The organism is Bacillus sp. FSL R9-9410 (assembly GCF_038050385.1).
In the GTDB taxonomy this organism is placed as follows: Bacteria; Bacillota; Bacilli; order Bacillales; family Bacillaceae_G; genus Bacillus_A; species Bacillus_A cereus_U.
In genome coordinates, this window is record NZ_JBBOTV010000003.1 from 131,999 (window position 1) to 152,316 (window position 20,318).

Consider the following 20,318-nt stretch of genomic DNA (forward strand, 5'->3'; position numbering starts at 1 on the left):
CTCCAATTATTTTTTATAGGGGTATCGTCACCATATATGTACCAAACAGCAACTTACATATAGGTTTTCTTTATGAACGATAGTTCCTATTTATGACTCGTTTTTGCATTTATTTTGTCTAAAACCTTTTTTTATTGTAACTTCTATAATTTAAGGATTAGAATTGTAATAGTACATAATACAAATAGGGGGATTAAGATGAGAGACATAAAAGGAGCACGTTGGTATAAAACAGATTTACATCTACATACACCTGAAAGTCGGTGTTTTATTGAACAAGAGGTTACACCAGCACAGTGGGTTACTAGATGCATAGAACAAGGGCTAGATTGTGTTGCTGTTACAGATCATAATACAGGTGGGTATATAGATAAAATAAAAGAAGCTGCTAAGGGGACTAGCCTAACAGTGTTTCCAGGAGTAGAAGTAACTTGTAGTGATGCTAAAGTTCATATACTTGTATTATTTGATGTAGATAAGGGTACACAGGATGTTAATCATTTCCTTGCAAGATTAAAACTCGCTATGGAAATGTATGGTCATCAAAATGCTAAAGTTACTATGAGCGTTTTGGATGTTATCAAAGAAGCCCAGGAAGTGGGCGCTATAGCTATACCAGCTCATATAGATCAATACAGTGGACTTTGCGAAACAGATTTCGGAACGCAAAGTAGCGTGTTTAAGAATGAGAATGTACTGGGAGTCCAGGCTGTACATGAATTTTTCTATAACAATGAATTAGATTCACAATCAGAATTAAAATTATTACAAGACCTATACGGTGAAACTAACATAGCAGCAGAGAGAGCATTGAATTGGAAAAACACTTTAACTAATGCAAAAAAGCATCCATTGTCTATTCTTACATTTTCAGATAATCCAGCAAGTGAGAAGGCCTCTAAACATGGTCTTTGGGGGATAGGTCAAAGATACACATGGATAAAAATGAGTGAAGATATTAATTTAGAAAGTTTGCGTCAAGCACTACTACTACCTGAAAGCAGAATAAGAAATGACTTTGAATCTAAAACAGCCCCTTACGAATTACCTAATGAATGGATAAATAGTATAAAAATCACAAACACTGAAATTAACAAGTCTGAAAATACATTTTCTTTTAGTCCTCAAATGACAACAATAATTGGTGGACGTGGGACAGGAAAATCGAGCATTCTTAGATTTATTAGAGGGTGTTTTAAATGTAATGAGGATTTAAAAGAACATAATGAAATTGCTAGTGAACAAGAAAAGTTTTATAGTGTATACAGTAAAAATGATGATTCTGGCGTTTTAAAAAACGATTCTGAGATAGAGGTAATTTATAATCGATACAATACTACCTATAAAATTATTGCATCTGATTTTAACGGCACCTCTCAAAAAAATACTTTTAAAAAGTGGGATCCTGAAACGGAACAATATGAAGAAATTACACAAGAAGAGCATGATTCTTTATTAAATTTATTTAAGTTTGATGTATATTCACAGAAACAAGTTTATGAAATTGCTAAAAAACCTAATGCTTTAAGAGATAAGATGGATAGTTCAATTGATGGAATGTATGAACTCCAAGAAAATCTAAAAACAACTAAAATTGAGTACTTAACTAAATCATCAAAAATCAGATCAATTACTTCTCAATTAGAGGGGAAATCAAAATTAATAGCTGATATTGAAGACAAGCAAAATCAATTAAGAACGTATAAGGAAAGTGATTTTGAAGAGCTTTTTAATAAGTCCAATCAATTTTCTGAAGAAAAAGATGAGATAAAAGTGTTCGGACAGGCAATTATCAAAAGCTATCAACAGATTCAATCACTTGGTGAAACATTAGAACTATCAGAGATTAACTATAATAATATTTCTCACGATTATAAAGCGGAAATTAAAGATATTGAAGACCCTATAAAAGAAAAGTATGATAAAATCCATGCTCATATTTTGGACTTAAGCACTCAGATGATGAAACTAAGTGAAGAATTTAAAATTAGTTTGAAAGAGTCTAATTGGTTCTCCGCCTATAAAAAGAATACAAATGAATTTAAAAAAATAAAAGAAGATTTACAATCACAAGGTATTCAAACTCTTCATGACTTTGAGAAACTTAATGAAGAGCTTACAAAGAAGAACGAACAGCTAAATGTAATAAAAGCACAAGAAAAATTAAGAGAAACAGAAATACAAGAATTAGCAGGGTTAAAGACTGAATACCTAAAAAAGAGGGGAGAAATTACAACAGCTAGAAAGAGCTTTATTCAAGAAGTACTAGGAGATAGTGATAACTTAAAAATCGAAATAAAAAGTTTTAGAGATAAAAAATTCTTTGAATATAACTTTAGAAAAATTATTCAAAAAGAAGACACCTTTAACGAAGATATACATAAAATTATTGAATTCTGCTTTAAAGGAAAAGTAGAAGTTAATATTCCAAATCTCCTAAATATTTTTAGGGATATAAGATCTGGTAAGAGTAATGAGCTTTTTTCAGGAAGGTTTATCCGTGTAATAAAAGAGTTAAATAAAGAACAAATGGATGAATTAACGCTTCTATATCCAGAAGATGAAGTTCAAGTTAAATATAAAGCTGCTAATTCTAATGAATATAAACCCTTATCTAATGCATCGGCAGGTCAAAAAACATCAGCCATATTGACTTTTCTATTGTCTTATGGAGAAGTGCCATTAATATTAGATCAACCTGAGGATGATTTAGATAATTCACTAATATACGAACTAATTGTTGAGAGATTAAAAACCTGCAAATCTAAAAGACAAGTAATTGTAGTAACACACAATGCGAATATTCCGGTGAACGGAGACTCAGAGTTAATTTTAGCTATGGATTCTAATAAAAGCGGATTAAATTTGTTAGCTTCTGGAAGTATTGAAGATGCCACGGTTAGAAACCAAATTTGTAAAGTGATGGAGGGCGGAGAAGCGGCATTTAAATTACGTGCCAAGCGTTATAAACTCTCTTAATAATAAGGATATGATGAAATTTGAGGTATAAGCCGGTACTTCAAAAAACTTTTTTAATTTTAATACTTACAAAAGAAGAATCATATTGAGGATTCTTCTTTTTATATATTCGTAAATGTGTAATTTTACAAATATTCTTTACTTTAATACATCTAGAAATAAAAAGAATCGATGATACCTCTATAAAAGTGTTTCGAAAGGTACACCTTTTGTTGTGGTGTGATTTCTATGAAAAACAATGTGTCAAAAAGTTCGAGATAACATTTTGCAGTACTTCATAAATACATAGACCTTTTGAATCATTGTAAATTAGTATCCCAAAACCGATTATTTTTGGGACAATCAAATATCGAGAGGTTTTTGATGTTATTTTGCCGAAAAACTTCCCAATACAATAAAATGTAAATTTTCTCGTTTTGGGGGTATTTACATTTCTTAGCTTGATAGCGATGTGGTGGTATCCCCTTATGCGAATACTAAAGTCCATTTCAATTGAAATGGACTTTAAAACATTTTATCAGAAATCTTCTACTCTTTTTTTTTCATTACAAAATCTCTCGGATTCCCTCTAAGCTTGTAATACTTCATGTTAAGACGAATAGCAACTACAGAAATTATAAGAAATCCAATGATATAAGGAATCATGTAACCTACTCCATTTCTTATTGTTTAGCGAACTTATTCTGTAAATACTTCACATGTTTCTTTTCAATATCCTTATCCGTAATGTTTGTTTGCAAGATAGTTTGATAGATATGCAGGACCTCGTCTTTTGTTAGTTGCACGTCGGTATATGACTCAATACTTTTTTTTAGATCGTTATAATATAAGATATGTTTATCTTTTGAATGTACATTAACTTTTTTTAGATTGCATTTCGGATGAAACGCTACAATAGAGATACATGGCAGCTGTTTTTCCATCACCCATTCAATTGCTTTCGTATGTTTATAGTTTTGTCGAAATGGATTTTGAAAAGAGTGTTTCTTTCTAAAAATACCTTGTGTCCATCTTGCCGCCTTCTCATCTCCATAGATCCAGCCCTCGTAGTTCTTCGTCTCTATGACAAATACACCTGTTTCCGCGATAACAATATGGTCAATTTGCGTTGTATCACCATACTCCGTATGAACCGTCACATCATGTATCACATAATAGCTTTCAGGATTTAATTTACTTAATATACGTTTCACCAGTTTTTCTCCAGCTTTCCCTTTCCATTTAGGTACATGTTTTTTTACAACAATATTCAATGGAATCAGAATTGCAATGAGAATTAATTCGAATATCAATACTTTCATAATAAAAACCTCCTTTTCACACTCTTGCGTTTTTGCGTATCAAACGATATACATACGTTTCTAATCCTAAAATAAAATATGAGATACATAAGCCTTTTATCACCATCTCTACAAATCCTAATGCTAAAGAAACAATGAGCCCACCCCGAAATTGAAAAGGTCTTGTCACCCTTCGATTCACTGGCTTTTCAATGACGCCAAAATTAGCCCAGGTAGGTAAACGCTTTTCCACATTCTTTACGGTACCCATTAATCCATATTTAAGAGACAGAATGAAACATCCAATTAGTAAATACACAATAGAAGAAAAATAGATAGATAGACCTATAACGATAATTGTAAGCAGCCAACCTATTAAAATAGAATTTCGCAAAACAATATATTCTCGATTTCTTTTCAAAACAAACATTCCTTTCAAAATAAATTAGGGTATTTTTAAATGTAAAATATTTACATTTAATTATAAGCATGATATGATACGTCTATATTAATTTACGTATTAGCCTAAAAAGGATTGTGATAGACTTGTTAAAACTTGTAGTAGATAATACGGTAACAGAACAAGAAACAGATTCAGCTTTTTCAAACCTTTTCACCTGCAAAGACTGTGTATACTATCTTTCAAAATCGGATTCTTGCAGTCTACAATTAGCAGCTGATTCAAATAATCCCCTTATCCCTTATGAGTGTGGGAATTTTGAGGAAACCTATGAAATCGGAACGGAAGATCCATTGAATTCACATATTCATCAACAACTTCGTGAAGAAAAAGCACAAATACTAGCTGAAAATTATCCAGCACAACCTTCTATTGATCCGATCCATAAAGAAGCATTATGGTATGGAACAGCAGATTATGGTTGTTGGATTGTAAATGATGCAAAGAAACGTTTTGCTCTTGCAGGACAGGTTCCTTTCGGTGATAATAATATGTCATCTGAAAAATACGCATCTCCTTTTCCTTTACATGATCATGGAGCAAAAGAAGGTATTAGGCACTATATATGCTGGTATGTAAACGAAAAAGGAATAGGCGAATACCATCTACTTATTGGTGGTGTCATCATGAAAATTGCAGAAGGAGTTAAGAAACTTGGATTCAATTACTAATCACATCTACAAGAAAAGAATGTTAGAACATACGATATTATTTAGCCTGGTACATCTGGTACCAATCCTTATCTTTACCGGCATCATATACTTAGTACTAGATCTTTCTAAGTCGGAATGGCATACTTGGTTTATTTCTGAAGGAATCTTTACGATCCTGTTCCTCATAACGAGATTCCAAGTCTTTCAAACGAAAAAGAGTATTCTTTCCATGAAGCAATACGAGAAATGGTTTTCGAAGTTAAATATTATTTTAGTTTCTATTTTCCTTGTCTGTTTTGCAGGCATACCAGCTCTACTACAAGTTGTGTTCATTCTACAAATGGCACTCATTTTCTATCTGTTAGAGCGTAGTTGTCTGTATATCGAAAGATTACCAATACATAACGTCTATAAAATCAAGGCAATTATTTGCGACAAAAAACAACTGAAAATTGAACGAATTATCCCCAATAACGAGGAACATGGCACTCTTACAGTTCAAACAAAAGATGAACAATACTTTTTATATACAGCTGTATATCTAAGTGGCATATTATCCCCTATATCACCGGAAGTATTTGAAGAATACGAACGAAGAAATCATATGGGTAGATAAAAGGTACTGAATATAGATTCAGTACCTTTTTCATTCCTCTTATATGTATTTCTTTACATATTCGCAAATAGCCATGGAGCGAGTACGGCTAACATACAAAGTAAACAAGATCCCGTTATGACACGATTGGACCAACGATAATACTCAGGTTGTTTCGTACTCTCATGAATTTTTCGTAAACGAATACCTGCAATTAACATAAATGGTGTAAAAATAAGTGCTGTTGATTTAAACAGGTCTAAAAAATCCGTAAAGATGTTCATAAACGAAACTACATCGGAACTGAATAAGAAGTACACACTTAGTCTCATCGCCATCATACTAACGAATGAAAAGATCATACTCCCTGTCGCCCACTTCATCCATTGACCATTCTTCGTAATTAATGCCATAACCATGACAATAACGCCTAATACGAAAGAGATAGAAAAGATATTTACCCCTACTTTAAAGGCAGGTGCATACATACCCTCAATTTTTTGTATTAATGATGAACCGAATGAATCATTCTTCTCTGGTGTTTTGGTTCGATTATTTAATCCCTCTTTAAAGGATGACGAAACATCATTCCCTTTTAATTCATTAAAGTCCACTTTTACAGATGCATGAGCTGCTTGTAATGGTATAAGTAATAAGACCGTTAAGATGAGTGTACATAAGACACCAATCATCCCTTTTTCTTGTTTCATTACATATCACCCGCTAATTTCGGTTTAATGCTCTTTAATTTGATTTCATTTCCTTCCGCAACATAATAGAGGTCTGCTGAATAATAAATGTTCGCTTTTGTATATGCCCCCATAATTGCATTCGCAATTTCTTCTTTCTCTACTGCCACATATGTTTCATTTTCATTGTAAAATTCAATTTCAATTCGATTAATATTATTATTTAATACTGTGATATGTAGCTCTTTTAAGCTATTTAGACGATTTCCTAAGCCACACACTAGCTTAAATACCTTATTCGCAATCGTTGGTGGCTTGACATACGTCGTATTAAAATGAATGGTTTCATCATCTAACACACCATCTTCCTCGACTGCACACGTCATAATGAAAGAGTGATTTTGTTTTTCAATTTCTTGTTGACTCAACTTACGATCAATGACATACTTCACGCTTGTTGATAGGTTTTCTATATATTCATCCAGTTCGGTATTTGAAATTTTAGCCTCTGAGAATTCCGGGAAAATCATGTAAGCATGTATATTTGAACTACTTTTACTTACACGCAATACCTTAACTTGTTTCTTTTCGTAGCGCACCGTCTGTTCCAATTTTTTTACTACGTTGTTACTCATATGATCTATAGTCATATATCATCAGCCTCCAATAATTTTAATATAATAATCTTAAATACAATCTCATGTATATGAAGCATTGTAATGTTTCATGGAGTTCTCGAAGCTCCTATTCTAAGATCAATAATTATTTCAACCTTAAAATATTTTGATATTGCAATGACGTACAATGTCTCATTATAGTCGAATATCCTTATATGGTGAATCATTCCGTCTCACTCATTTGTACAAAAACAAAAAAATATTTTGTCCTTGTACAAATGAGTGAGAACCTAGTGTTTTTAATGCTATATAACTAAGAAAATACCAACTAGGAAATAGATTTATATACCCCCTAGTTGTCTATCACTCCACCCAACTAATGTATAGGAATAAGTTGAATCGACCTCTAATTCTATATACAATAGTTTATTTTCTGGTAATATCTCTCCCTCTGTATGTATCCAATAGCGCTTCCTATTAGACATATTCATCACACGTGTCAGTCCTTGTTCTCGTTCTATCACTTTTGCGGTCCACTTTACCACATTCCCATCCTGTACTTCTGATACTTCTTGTTGAACAGGAAGGATAAGTTCTGTTTCTGCTGAAACCGGCAGTTGTTCTAGTTCTGGAAATGTATCTTCATATCCTAAGAATTCCTCTGGTGTATCCATATCGCTTGGAAACGGTATGTCCTCATCACTCAGGAATGGGATATCATAAACTGCTTCAGAAGCAGGAGTATGGTGAAAATCTTCAACATACTCCACTTCTTCTACAGCTTCAATTTCCTGTTCAAATTTGTTACTCGCTTCTTCACACAGATTCTTTTGAACCGATGTAGCAACTAAATCGTATATACTTGCTACATCCTTTTCTAAGGTAATTTCTTTTGTTGGAACAGTAACACGCTCTTGTTCCCTACCAATTGGTCTGTTTTCTCGCGGGCACCAATAAACGGGACGTTCCACCGGTGCCTGTTCCTGTTCCTGTTCCTTTTCTTTTTTCTTTGCTTCTTCTATTAGCATATTTTTTCTGACTTTGCGAACTACAAAAAACATATAACAAAATAAAGCGATAAAAATCATTGTAAACATGATTTTCTCCTCTCTGTTATGCAAATAAATCGAACTCAAACTGTCCTTCGATTACTTTGCTTTTTCGTTTCCCATTCTTTTTAGCAGTATCCACTTCAACAATCACTTCATCCCAGAATGCAATATCTTGTTTTTGAACCAGCATATGCTTATCTGTATTCAGCGTTGTTAATGTACGAATGATACCTTCTACTTCCCCATCTATTTCAAGGTCACGTTTCTTCACTTGAACACCAGGTACTTTCCCTTGTTGAATAAATTCAACAGCCTTTTGTACAAATTGGGCATCTTTCATAAATGCAACATCCATTGTTCCTGGTAATTTTTCCACCCAGTTCGTAAATTGAATTTCAATCGATTCAAACACAGGTGTAATCACATTACCGATATTTGCAAGAACTCGTTTCGATTCTTCTGATGCCGCTTTTGTCCATTCTTCTGTTGAGCCTTTTAATTGGTTCCCACTCTTAATGTTTTGAATTAATAAAGTCTGTAAATCCCCTGTATCACCGAGCATTGCATTTAAACCATCACTTGTCGCATCACCATTCATTGCTTCAGAAGCTTTATTCTTCTGAGCTATCAACTGTGCCATTCTATCTTGGAAAGTCTCTCGATATCCAAGATAGAATGTTCTACATTGATTGGTTTGACCAATACGCCAATGTCTTCTTGCTGCCTGATTTAATGTGAATAAGCTGAATGATAATTGATAAAAAATTAGCGTCGGTGTTGCAAGCAAATCGAGGCCCACCTTCACAAGTTCTTGTGAACAGATGATAACATTTACACCGTTATTAACTTGCTCCTTTAGCCATTCACTACGTTTTGGCGGAGTGACTGTATTGGTACGGAGAATAGCTACTTTCGCACCAGGTACTTGCTCAGCCACTTTTTGCAAGCGTGGTTGAATGTCTCGCTCTTTCACTGTAGATCCTGTATCAGATACATAAATGATAGTTGGACGACCTTCAGAGGTTTCAGTATGCAATATTTCTTGCAATTTCTTCTCCTTCGGCTGCATACAATCCTCATCGAATCTATATTCTGCATTAGACCAAACAACATTTTTTTCATTCCCATCTAAGTAATAGTTAGGATAATGATTCATGTTATCTGGGTATGCATTTCCTGTACGAATATAAGAAAGCCACAATTTGCCGACATCTGGTGTACCTTTCGCTGCCTCAATTGCTTTTTCGAAGGACTCTTTCCTATGCTCATAAGCTTGTTTTTGCTCTTCAGACATATCAACAAGAATCGTAGGTACATTGATTAGCTCAACTGGATTTGGCCATACATCTTTTAAACGTACATTAATGGTTGTATCCATTAAAAATTGGGTAAACACATATGGTGAAATACCAGGTACTACTTTAGTTTTATCTAGCATTCCTTGTGCACCACGCGAAGCTACATTGGATACAACTTCACCATCATGGTAATATGTTCTCTCGATGTTTCCGTAAGTCTCATTCCAATCCATTAAAGAACTATATTCAAACCCACTCTTCACCATCTTGGAAGGATATAAGCGCCATAACGTATAGAACACATCGCTCGCCTTACCGCCAAAAAGAGTTCCTGTTCCACCTACGAATTTCTTACAAACTTTAACTAAACTTCCTAGAGCAGTTCCTTGTGCAGTTTCACTTTTCAGCTCATGTATCTCATCAGCGATAAGAGCATCAAAGAAGTGTTTCATTTTCCTACGAATATACTCAACAGTTGCTACCTTTCGATATGCTCGCCCTGTTTGTTTCGCATCATATGGTTTCACACGATTCTCTAACTCTAGTTGTTTTTGCAAAGATTTATTTCCTTTTTTTATTGCTTGTACTAATTTATTTTCATATTTCGTCCAGTCTTTAAAACTTGAATATTTCGTTTTTACTTTTGGACTCCAAATATTCGAATTGCAATCAGCACAGGCACTGTTTTTATTTGTTTTCGAATCTAAGTCACTTCCTGTAAAATCTTTATACTGGCAAACTTCTTTCTGATCGCCATTAGCTTGTTGAACCATAATAGAAGAAGTTTTTTTACGTAACTTAGCACCACAATCTGGACAGTAGTATCCATTCTTATAATATCTTTGCACCTCTTCCTCTGATTTCTTGGAAAGTGGTATTTGCTTATAAGGTAATGGCATCTGTTTAATAGAGTCCCCTCGCATTGTTGTAAAACTAATAACAAAGAAGGTTGGTTTTTCTGGTTTTGGTCTTCCAGCCTGAATCCAAGATTGATGAATACGAATAAGATCCTCTGTACGTTTAATAAGGTGTATCTCTGCGTCTGGTAATAAGTGTCGTATTTCTTCTTTTGCCCACTTCTCCGTAAGAGTTGGTGGAACAAAAACGCATGTACGGTACCCTTTTTGTCCTTTTAAATGAAAATATCCGTCTACTGCAGCTGTCATGATCGCGCTTTTGCCCACGGACATTTCACCCTGTATAATAATTCCTTTTTGTACTTGTAATGCTTTTGCTGCACCTGTTGCTACATGTGCCTGTACAGGGAATAATGTTCTTTGGTATGTATCAAAATGAGATAATGCCTGATCTTTCATCGGTTGATGTAAAGGCTCATCTAATTTTGTTACCTTATCGAGCATGACAGGTGAATACTCCAATAGATATTCATTTAAATCATTGATTTCATTGATTTTTTCACCTGTACCTTCTTGTGGAAATTGACATTTTCCAGACCGGATCATTTCTGATAAAAACTCTTTACAATCCTCTTCTTTTAATACGACTTGTGCAATGGATAGAGAAGAAAATTCATTCTTATCAAAATACACCTCTAATGGTTGTAATAGATTTCTTGTTAGCATCTCCTCATAAATTGGCTTCGCCCACTCTTCTAAAATCGGCAAGCCGTACGGAGGAGCCATTAAGAAGTCTCTTACTTGCATTTCTGGTGCTTCGTCAATTGCAACAATATACTTCTCTTCTATTTCTTTAGAAAACGCAATAATTGCCTTTTTTCTATTTGCTGTTTGTGTATTTATAAAATCAAATTGTCCTTTTGTAATTACATTCATTTTTTTGCCTAATACATAATGTAATTCTTCTTTTTGTCCCTCTCCAAAATACAAACGACGAGTACCCATTGATATGGCTGCTCTGAATGACTTTAATGTACTGTCATTCGCACCTAATACTGCAAATTGCATATGGTTGTTATGATTAACTGCCATAGCAAAGCAGAAAGCTGAATGTGAAGCAGTGCCCGTCTCCAATTGCAACATCGCTGGTGTTTGTTCCTGATCAAATGTATCTTGTTGAATTATTTCTTGTATCATAAGTTTCCCTCCTAAAATAAAAAACGCATCTTATTCGATACGTTTCATGTCCTACTCATTCAATTTATTGGTTAAAAATCTATAAACTGTTTCCACTCTGGTAATGATTGTTCAGCCGCATGTAGCATATCACCTGCACCTTGGAACACAGAGAATTGCTCTAATACTTCCAAATGTGTGCCTGCACCTAATTGAGAAGCACATAAACAAATGACTGTAAGTACAATAGCAATACGAAACATACGATTACTAAATTCCCATACGATAAATAATGCTCCTATTCCTAATAGTACAGACATAGCCCTCTTCCTTTCCTAGACAAGTTCTTTGACTTCACCTTTTGGCGTTGCAATGATAAATTTAGCGCGACGTTTTTGTAAAACAACTTCTTTCGTTGTTTTTTCCAATTGCTCGAATGAAGTTTCAAAAAACACATTTTCAGATCCACGAACAGCATGGAGTGTATCGCCTTCACCAAGCAAACCATCTGCCACACCTGTTATCAGCAATAGTCCTAATTGTCCGGAAGCAATCGGCATTTTTGCTCTTTCAGCATCTGTTTTCTCATCTTGAAGTGAGTAACCATTCCCTCTATTTAAACGCTTCTTAAATGTCGAGATACCTTCCGATTTCCCCACACCTTCATAAGCACTTTTATAATCCACTCGTGATGTAAAAATAAGTTTGTTTTGATGACGCAATTCAGGTATAATCCAACTTTTACGATTCACCATTTGCGCTAATGTATTCACATGTTTTCTTACGAAAGCAAGATCGGACATATTTTCACAAAAATTAGCGAATCGATCATTGAAATATGTATCATTTTTCGTAGCTGCACGCTTACGGCCAATAAAAAAACATTGCTTAAATTGCTCAAATTCTTCATTTTCATCTCCAAAACGCATTAATCCTATTTCCTCGTAATTCTTAGCTAAAAAGTAGCTAATTTCATCACGAGCAAAACGATCGTATGGAATGACATACACCATAACGCCACCTTCTTGTAAATAATGGTGAGCGCGCTTTAAGAAGTTGAACTCCATTTTCTCTGATTTCTTTTTTTCTGTCCGAAGCTCCGTATTATAAGGAGGATTTAAAAAGATAAGTGGAAAATAGTCATGACTAATCATCATGTTCTCAAAGCTCGAGCGTACCACTACATCTAATTGCTCTTTTGCTTTTCCATATCGATTTGCATCTATTTCTACACCATATGTATCAAGTTGTATGCCAACATGCTTCACCTCGTCTGCAAAACTTCGTAAAATTGTACCTTCTCCACAACATGGATCAAAGCAAGCATAAGCTCGCTCTGATTCCATTTGTAATAGCTGTATTAAATGTTTCCCTTCTGTTAGTGGTGTTGGATAAAATCCCGCCGCTAAATCATTTCCTATACGCATAATAGTTCCCTCCAAGTTTTTTTTTACAATAAAAAAAGGAAGATCCAAGTAAATACATCACTTAGTTCTTCCTTTTACCCTCTATAAACTACCTCGACTTGTTTAAAATGGTAGTTCTTCATCTGTAATCTCCGTTAGCTCATCCATACCAGCAAAAATATCATCTGGCTCTTGGGATTGCTCTCTCGTCTCCTGCTCTTTTGGATCATCTACTACTGTCCAAATGTTATCTTTTTTCATATTTATATCCCTCTATCCTTCTTATTTTTCAGTTTCATAAACAACTTCCTCGTAATCAAAAAAATAATCTTTCATCTTACGTAGGATTGTACGAAACTTCGGTTCAGCTACGATCTTTGTACCATGATAAAAACTTTGTTGCCCGACAAAGCGCCATAGGATGACATAGCCTTCTTTTGCTTCCTGGATGCCTTCAATAAATAATGCGATTTCGTGAATGGCTTCCTTTTCATTAAGAGTGTTTGGTTTAAAATATTGAAATTTACCATCTGGTAATATAATTTCAGCTTCAAAACAACCTCTCATTTGATTTACTCTTGCTCTGGATTCAGATGACATCGCTGGTGTAGCATATGACTTCTGATTTTTTTCCATTCGTGTTTTATGTTCCTCTACTGTTGGTACTAGTCTTAAGTGTCTACAATCTTTTTTCATTTTCATATCTCCTCTATTTTGTAATTTGTTATAATTCATAACCCCGCCTGCAAACTTGAAGACAACACAAAAAGGGCTTCTTCAAGTCGATTAATAATGTGCATAGCAAAACAAGCTATATATACACTAATCGGCTCAAAGAAGCCCTTTCACAATTGAAACAAGACGCAACTTGCTTCTACAACTCAACCACAACACAAAAAGGTGTGGGAATAAACGGAATCAAATAAACTAACAATATACCCATATATTACACAAGCAAGATGATAGTAGCAAGGGATTTTTTCAACAAAAAGATTTTTTTACAAAAAACAAGACCCTAATCTCTTATAAAATTTCATGTTTACCGTTTTTCGGCAGACTGTTTTCTTAACTTGATAACAATGGGATGTCATTCTAAACCTATCATTATTTTCAAAGAAACTTTTACACAGAACTGTAAATAATATTTTGCATATTTTACATTTAATGGATAATTTATTAAATTTCTAGTAGCACTTACTAAATATAAAAAGAACATTCACCTATGTACTAACGTTTCATCTAAAAACGAATAAAACGGAGCTTTGGAGAGAATCTATAAATAGGAATTTCATTTTTATAAACAACTAATCACCTTTATTATTAATATAGAATTTCAGGAGGTAATAGGCTTGAACCGTCAGGAAGAGCTTGAAAGGTTACTTAGAAAATTTACAGAAGATAAAGGCTTTTTCGATAAATATGGTTATATCGTTCATCAAATAAAAGAAACATCCGATGCACAGGATAGTGTTATAGTAAAACCCGATGCACTAGGTGAAGCAACATTATATACAGCAATTGCCGCGATAGCTATTTCCACTGGAAATTATATACAGGATGATTGGGATAAAAACCATGCAAACGAAAAGTTACAAGGGTTATTAACTACTTTACTCAAAGAAGGTTGGGGAAACAAAGATAACCTTGAACGTAAACACCCTATTCGGCATCCTGAAGATATTGATTACTATAGATATGGAGATGATATAAAACAAAGAATGAGTCCACTATCAAAAGATAGTTTTGGTGCAATTGTAGCAGCCTCATACTATTGCTATTCTTGTCCAAATTCAAGTCAAGAGGTTCGTAATTTAGCTCGTGATTTAATTACAAAGTGGACTGAGTACTTGATACTTTTCCAATGGCGAACTCACTCGATATATGTTGAAGGTGAATTTGAAAGGTCTGAACAGGATAATGACTATTATAAAAACATTTATAGTGACGATAAATTAACAAACCGAAAGATGTATAAAGGTCTAGAGTCATTTATGTTATGGCCACATGAAATGTATGCTTTACAGAATGCCGCGGCACATTTAGGCGTACCAACAAGTCACTGGAAAGCATGGGAGAAAATACCTGTCGAATTAACACAAACTATCGTAGACTTTGCTGCCCCATACCTAGCTCAACATGCTGGTGAAAACCTGAATATTTTATTGGGAAATTTCCATTTTGTAATTCCCTACAGCATCCAAATCGTCCCTAACTGGCCTTCTGGAAAAGTAGAAGGGCTATTTGTAGTTGAAATCCCTTCTCACACCCGCGAACAAATAGTTACCACTTTTAAAGAAACCCTTAAAGATTTAATACGCGAAATCATAAGGACTGGGAACTATATAAATTATCAGAGTGATGAGTTACTAGGGATTTTAATTAATCGTATTCTTAATCTTTTTCCAGATACTTTAGGTCCAGATAGTTGGCGTTCTATTTTAAACAAATCAATACAACAGATTTTGCCTTGGATTACTGGAGAAGGATGGATTGAAGCACTCACTTTTTTAGGATTTCTACAGTTACTAAAAATAGAAGATATAGATATTTCCACCATTAGCTATACTCTATGGATATATGCTATTGAGTGTGAGACTAGACCAGAAATAAAAGATATATTAAAAGCCGCTCTGCAAGACTTTTACAGTTATTTAAGAGGTAATGACAATCCAAATAGCTTATGGGGATGGATTGCAGAAGATTCTGAGATAGTTAATGAGCATATACACTTATTTGAATCAAATGAATGGAATTACTGGTGGAAATTCGCTTATCAAGAAAATAAATTTAATGATTGGCTAAAAGAAGCTGAAAACCCATTAAATAATGAAGGTAATAAACGTAAATCTCCACGCTTGGATTATTTGGTATTAAGTGGGGTAGCGGAGAAAGGTCCTCCTGCAGGTATAACCGATACTCATTCAGATTGGCTTGAGTTATTTAGGAATTTGGTAAAGGATGCAGCAAATCATTTTATAAACAATCTCACAGCAGAGATTCAGAGACAGTTTAACCAGGCAGGATACTATATTCGTGAAACATTAACTGAAGCTGGGCTGCTGATTAAAGAAACTTGGTCTAGCACCCTGGAATCCACCCGTGAAACTTTACTACAAGGAGATTTAATTGGGAAGAGTACATGGGATCAAGCCGGTACTTTGATACATAACATGTCTAAAATTGATGGCAGAACAGTTGAAGAATTTTGGAATCGTTCTACAGAACAGTACTGGAAAGGTGTTTGGTCTACTATTGAAGCAAGAGCTGAAGATATGATTGAGCGCGCTATAAATACTTTAGAGGGACAATCTATTCATGAATATTGGAATCGCTCAACAGAACAGTACTGGAAAGGTGTTTGGTCTACTATCGAAGGTAGAGCTGAAGATATGATTGAGCGCGCTATAAATACTTTAGAGGGACAATCTATTCATGAATATTGGAATCGCTCAACAGAACAGTACTGGAAAGGCGTTTGGTCTACTATTGAAGCAAGAGCTGAAGATATGATTGAGCGCGCTATAAATACTTTAGAGGGACAATCTATTCATGAATATTGGAATCGCTCAACAGAACAGTACTGGAAAGGCGTTTGGTCTACTATTGAAGCAAGAGCTGAAGATATGATTGAGCGCGCTATAAATACTTTAGAGGGACAATCTATTCATGAATATTGGAATCGCTCAACAGAACAGTACTGGAAAGGCGTTTGGTCTACTATCGAAGGTAGAGCTGAAGATATGATTGAGCGCGCTATAAATACTTTAGAGGGACAATCTATTCATGAATATTGGAATCGTTCTACAGAAAAATACTGGAAAGGTGTTTGGTCTACTATCGAAGGTAGAGCTGAGGATATGATTGAACGAGTTATTCAAACACATGAAGGTAAAATTGAAAAAGAAATATGGAATGCTGGAAAATATGGAAAATCAATATTTGATGAAGCTGGTAACTTAATAGAAAAAATTGGTGATTTTGATATCGACTTCCCTCGTTGGCCTCCATGGTAATTTTTTCTGTAGAAATTCTTGATTTCCTTATTAAAAGATTACTTTTCATCATTATAAAAATGCGTATTTACCTAATTACTGCTCACAATAAATCCGCTCAGCAAGCCTAGATGCTACATAGAAAAAGAGCCATTAATATGGCTCTTTTTCTATGTAGCAACTTTTCTCAAATTTATTAATTTAACTTGATTTTTCTCAATTATCCATTAATCATTATGTGCCCAAAGAAACTGTAAGGCTACCTATTCATAATCATTCTTATATACTTCTCTATAAACAAAATTTGTTTAGTAATTATAATAAAAACCCTTATGTATTAATACAGTAACAACACATAAGGACTTCCTAAAAAAATTACAATAGGTTCACTACCTCTTGTCTTTCTATCCACTTATCTAGCTTATTCTTCGTATCATCATTTAATTGTTTTCTTTTACCGGCTAACATCCTTGAAAGTGTTGAATACGAAACATCAATTTCTTTCGCTAACTCACGAATACTTTTGTTTTTCTTCTCTTTATACGTGTTCATCTTTTTAATATAGAAATAGATGCAATTAGCAATTTCTTGATTCAGTACACTTACAGGCTTCTCTTCAATTACTGGTGGCTTTTCTTCCATCTCGATAACTAGTGGTAACTGTTGCTTACTTTTCTTAGTAATCAACTCTTGTTGAAGTTTAACAAGCTCATTTGTAGGAGAAATAATTACTTTCAATTTTAACCAATAATTTTCAAACCAATTTTTCCCCTTACATTTCTCTTCATCAATTTCAGGAGAGTACTTCCATTCCTTAATAACTTGGTCCCTCATAAGATCATCTAACGTCTTTTCAAAAACTTGTCTTGTTAGGCTTGGTTTTCTATTCTTACTCATCTCCATAACTTTTAATAGTCCTTTAGGACCACCAATACTAATGGTGATGAGACTTCACCATTTGATGAGTTGGTATCGTCACAAATTGCTGGTGTATGTTGCATTATTAAAACAGGGCGATAGTCGACTTAGTCATTTCCAAATACGGAATAAAAAAAGAATGCAAGGAGATATAACGCAAGATTAGTTGGAACAAAAGAATCCTGCTCAGTAAGGTCGCAATCTTGCTACAGGATTCGATCTAGTTGATGAAGCTAAACGTATGCTATAAAAAATTAATAACATCACATTAAAGTAGAAATTTTTTAAACCTCCGGAATAACCTTATTTATACTTTGATTGTTTGGATCATCGTATGTTTGGAAGAATTCTTTCGCTGCTTGTTCACCAGATGCTATTAATTCCAGTTGCTTCTCTTCTGAAATATTAAAATCTATCGCCGTTACCCCTACTGTGTTAATATAAATAGTTCGTACAGTGTCATCTTTATGTAAATGCATACTATCTTGCCCTTTTACAATAGTCCCCATTAAATTCCAAGTAAAATCAAAAAAGCTGTCTATTTCGTGAGAGACTGGTGCAGCAATATTTCTCATTACATCTATTTCTGCTTTTGAATCTAAACGAAATCCTAAAGTCTCTTTATTATAAACCTGAACATCTTCAAAATCAGCACTAACTCTTTCTGCAGGTATTCTTTCTAAAAATTCTGCTGCTCTTTCATAATAAGAAGTGACTTCATAATGTTTTTCATCCGATACGTACTTTTTTTGATCAAATAATCTAACAGGGTAATTATTCAATACCCCTCCATCTACATAATATTCCCCTTTCCAAACAATTGGCTCGAAAAATAATGGAATAGATATAGAAATTCTAACGGCTTCTGCTACAGACATATCAGGTGATGTTTCATGTGAAAAAGTTACAACCTGTCTAGTTGAGACATTTGTGCCCTGGAAATATACTTCTTTTCCTGTTATTTTTACTATTTCCTCAAATGTTAAATCTTTATCCTTCATTTCTTCTTTAATAATTCCTTTTTGAGCCCATTCTTCCATCTTTGGTTTAATGATATCTTCTTTTATCCATTTTAAAAACTCATCCCCTTTGTATCTACCATATCCACTAACTAATAACCGAAATGTATCTCTAATTATTCCATCATCATCTTTAAATTTTTCAAATTGTACCTTCTTTAATTTCTCCGTTAAATCCTCAACCGAGTATCCTAGTCCAAGAATTAGAGCTGTAATTGCACCGGCAGATGTACCTCCAAACCTTTGAATGTTTGATAATATATTTTTTTCATTTTCTAAATATTCTACAGCCCCTACATATCCAATACCTTTGATTCCCCCTCCTTCAAAAACTAAATTTTTAAAAGGATAATTCATTTAAATACCTCCTTTACGATTGTGTTAACAATTACTTAATGTAGTTAAATAAATATCATTATTTTATTACAAACCAGGTTAATCATTAAATTCAAAATAGCATAATTTTATACAGCTGTTCAGAGCGTAAATTAATATATCTAGGGGTGAATATGTTTCACTTGGAATCTCCCGTCACTCATTTTTATTAAATAAGCATCTGGAGAAGTTAGTTTCCATGCTTTGTCAAATCCAAAGTACTTATCAAAATAATGTAACAAGAGTACTGTGTTAATTCTGTGTGTTACTAAAATATAATCATTTTTATTATTTTCATTTATAATGCCCCTTATCACTTGATGGGTTCGTTCCATAACTTGGTGAATCGATTCTCCACCTTCCCCTTCAAATTTTAAATCCACACATTCAAATCGCTTTCTAATTTCCTCCTTGAAATTTTCTTGTATGCTTCCGACATTAATTTCATTCAATCTAGAATCTGTACAATAATCCAAATTTAAATGTTGAGAAAAAATGTGAGCTGTTTGTATAGCCCTTAGATATCTACTAGAAATTATTTGGTACCCTTTCATATCTTCTTTTTGTAGAAGAGATACTACCATATCTTCTACTTTTTTATACCCTCTGGTTTTAACGGACAATTATAATCATTACCTTCCGCTTCACCATGGCGAATAATAAATATCTTTTTTTCATGCATTATTCTTTCCCCCAATACGGGTCGATAAGGCATATCAACCTATATACTCACCTACTTTTAATGTTTATATTCATATAAGATTACGATATTAATCGTTATTACATATAATAACAATGTAATTATATTGTTATGTTTTAATCCTAATAAGCATATCTAGACTCTTTATCAAGATAGGAATAAATTTACTGTTATAAAAAATATCATTTTCTATAAAATAAGTATTGTGTTTGGAAAGGAAATATAAATAGTTTACTTTATTTAATAACTGAT

General features: G+C 33.8%; 16 protein-coding genes and 1 pseudogene. 4 read left to right on the forward strand and 13 right to left on the reverse strand.

Annotated elements, in window-relative coordinates:
- Window positions 1-198 precede the first annotated feature (198 nt).
- Window positions 199-2,979 (forward strand): TrlF family AAA-like ATPase, encoded by a 2,781-nt coding sequence (locus MKX77_RS27370; protein WP_341308337.1) that lies wholly within the window; start codon window positions 199-201, stop codon window positions 2,977-2,979.
- A gap of 662 nt (window positions 2,980-3,641) precedes the next feature.
- Here MKX77_RS27370 and MKX77_RS27375 read toward each other — a convergent pair.
- Window positions 3,642-4,280, reverse strand: coding sequence for a nuclease-related domain-containing protein (locus MKX77_RS27375; protein WP_341308338.1), 639 nt, complete (start codon window positions 4,278-4,280; stop codon window positions 3,642-3,644).
- Between the two features lie 16 nt (window positions 4,281-4,296).
- Entirely contained in the window at window positions 4,297-4,680 is a 384-nt protein-coding gene (locus tag MKX77_RS27380; protein WP_326996651.1) for a hypothetical protein, read from the reverse strand.
- 125 nt (window positions 4,681-4,805) lie between these two features.
- On the opposite strand from MKX77_RS27380, the gene MKX77_RS27385 reads away from it, so the two are divergent.
- A complete protein-coding gene (locus MKX77_RS27385) occupies window positions 4,806-5,390 on the forward strand; it encodes a hypothetical protein (protein ID WP_341308339.1) in 585 nt (194 codons plus the stop codon).
- On the forward strand, window positions 5,374-5,988 hold the full coding sequence (locus MKX77_RS27390) for a hypothetical protein (protein WP_341308340.1): 615 nt from the start codon (window positions 5,374-5,376) through the stop codon (window positions 5,986-5,988). The genes MKX77_RS27385 and MKX77_RS27390 overlap by 17 nt, the downstream gene beginning before the upstream one ends.
- A 53-nt stretch (window positions 5,989-6,041) precedes the next feature.
- Here MKX77_RS27390 and MKX77_RS27395 read toward each other — a convergent pair whose 3' ends face one another.
- The 8 genes from MKX77_RS27395 to MKX77_RS27430 all read right to left on the reverse strand — a co-directional run bounded on the left by MKX77_RS27395 (window position 6,042) and on the right by MKX77_RS27430 (window position 13,758).
- Entirely contained in the window at window positions 6,042-6,677 is a 636-nt protein-coding gene (locus tag MKX77_RS27395; protein ID WP_341308341.1) for a hypothetical protein, read from the reverse strand.
- Window positions 6,677-7,306, reverse strand: a complete 630-nt coding sequence (locus MKX77_RS27400) for a hypothetical protein (protein WP_002166878.1) — start codon at window positions 7,304-7,306, stop codon at window positions 6,677-6,679. The genes MKX77_RS27395 and MKX77_RS27400 overlap by 1 nt, the downstream gene beginning before the upstream one ends.
- 308 nt (window positions 7,307-7,614) lie before the next feature.
- On the reverse strand, window positions 7,615-8,370 hold the full coding sequence (locus MKX77_RS27405; RefSeq protein WP_341308342.1) for a transposase: 756 nt from the start codon (window positions 8,368-8,370) through the stop codon (window positions 7,615-7,617).
- Between the two features lie 16 nt (window positions 8,371-8,386).
- A complete protein-coding gene (locus MKX77_RS27410) occupies window positions 8,387-11,677 on the reverse strand; it encodes a helicase-related protein (protein ID WP_341308343.1) in 3,291 nt (1,096 codons plus the stop codon).
- 71 nt (window positions 11,678-11,748) lie between these two features.
- Window positions 11,749-11,976, reverse strand: coding sequence for a hypothetical protein (locus MKX77_RS27415; RefSeq protein WP_341308344.1), 228 nt, complete (start codon window positions 11,974-11,976; stop codon window positions 11,749-11,751).
- Window positions 11,977-11,991: 15 nt separating this feature from the next.
- Complete coding sequence (locus MKX77_RS27420; protein WP_341308345.1) at window positions 11,992-13,083, reverse strand: DUF6094 domain-containing protein; 1,092 nt, start codon at window positions 13,081-13,083, stop codon at window positions 11,992-11,994.
- 102 nt (window positions 13,084-13,185) lie between these two features.
- Window positions 13,186-13,323: a hypothetical protein gene (locus MKX77_RS27425; protein ID WP_002069141.1), complete on the reverse strand. Its 138-nt coding sequence runs from the start codon at window positions 13,321-13,323 to the stop codon at window positions 13,186-13,188.
- Window positions 13,324-13,344: 21 nt separating this feature from the next.
- Window positions 13,345-13,758 (reverse strand): DUF6018 family natural product bioysynthesis protein, encoded by a 414-nt coding sequence (locus tag MKX77_RS27430; RefSeq protein WP_033707407.1) that lies wholly within the window; start codon window positions 13,756-13,758, stop codon window positions 13,345-13,347.
- 653 nt (window positions 13,759-14,411) lie between these two features.
- Here MKX77_RS27430 and MKX77_RS27435 point away from each other — a divergent pair.
- Entirely contained in the window at window positions 14,412-17,075 is a 2,664-nt protein-coding gene (locus tag MKX77_RS27435) for a hypothetical protein (RefSeq protein ID WP_341308346.1), read from the forward strand.
- 354 nt (window positions 17,076-17,429) lie between these two features.
- On the opposite strand, the pseudogene MKX77_RS27440 reads toward MKX77_RS27435, so the two are convergent.
- From MKX77_RS27440 to MKX77_RS27450, 3 genes and pseudogenes are all read right to left on the reverse strand, one after another.
- Window positions 17,430-17,990 (reverse strand): annotated as a pseudogene (locus tag MKX77_RS27440) (helix-turn-helix domain-containing protein); the annotation flags it as partial.
- Window positions 17,991-18,256: 266 nt separating this feature from the next.
- Window positions 18,257-19,348: a patatin-like phospholipase family protein gene (locus MKX77_RS27445; protein ID WP_341308347.1), complete on the reverse strand. Its 1,092-nt coding sequence runs from the start codon at window positions 19,346-19,348 to the stop codon at window positions 18,257-18,259.
- Window positions 19,349-19,488: 140 nt separating this feature from the next.
- The gene (locus MKX77_RS27450) at window positions 19,489-19,950 is read right to left on the reverse strand and encodes a histidine phosphatase family protein (RefSeq protein ID WP_341308348.1); all 462 of its coding nucleotides are present in this window, start codon (window positions 19,948-19,950) and stop codon (window positions 19,489-19,491) included.
- Window positions 19,951-20,318: the final 368 nt, after the last annotated feature.

Coding starts and splice junctions, on each gene's coding strand:
- MKX77_RS27405 (WP_341308342.1), bottom strand. CDS start 8,370: ATGTTTACAATGATTTTTATCGCTTTATTTTGTTATATGTTTTTTGTA.
- MKX77_RS27410 (WP_341308343.1), bottom strand. CDS start 11,677: ATGATACAAGAAATAATTCAACAAGATACATTTGATCAGGAACAAACA.
- MKX77_RS27420 (WP_341308345.1), bottom strand. CDS start 13,083: ATGCGTATAGGAAATGATTTAGCGGCGGGATTTTATCCAACACCACTA.
- MKX77_RS27445 (WP_341308347.1), bottom strand. CDS start 19,348: ATGAATTATCCTTTTAAAAATTTAGTTTTTGAAGGAGGGGGAATCAAA.
- MKX77_RS27370 (WP_341308337.1), top strand. CDS start 199: ATGAGAGACATAAAAGGAGCACGTTGGTATAAAACAGATTTACATCTA.
- MKX77_RS27375 (WP_341308338.1), bottom strand. CDS start 4,280: ATGAAAGTATTGATATTCGAATTAATTCTCATTGCAATTCTGATTCCA.
- MKX77_RS27430 (WP_033707407.1), bottom strand. CDS start 13,758: ATGAAAAAAGATTGTAGACACTTAAGACTAGTACCAACAGTAGAGGAA.
- MKX77_RS27395 (WP_341308341.1), bottom strand. CDS start 6,677: ATGAAACAAGAAAAAGGGATGATTGGTGTCTTATGTACACTCATCTTA.
- MKX77_RS27415 (WP_341308344.1), bottom strand. CDS start 11,976: ATGTCTGTACTATTAGGAATAGGAGCATTATTTATCGTATGGGAATTT.
- MKX77_RS27425 (WP_002069141.1), bottom strand. CDS start 13,323: ATGAAAAAAGATAACATTTGGACAGTAGTAGATGATCCAAAAGAGCAG.
- MKX77_RS27450 (WP_341308348.1), bottom strand. CDS start 19,950: ATGGTAGTATCTCTTCTACAAAAAGAAGATATGAAAGGGTACCAAATA.
- MKX77_RS27400 (WP_002166878.1), bottom strand. CDS start 7,306: ATGACTATAGATCATATGAGTAACAACGTAGTAAAAAAATTGGAACAG.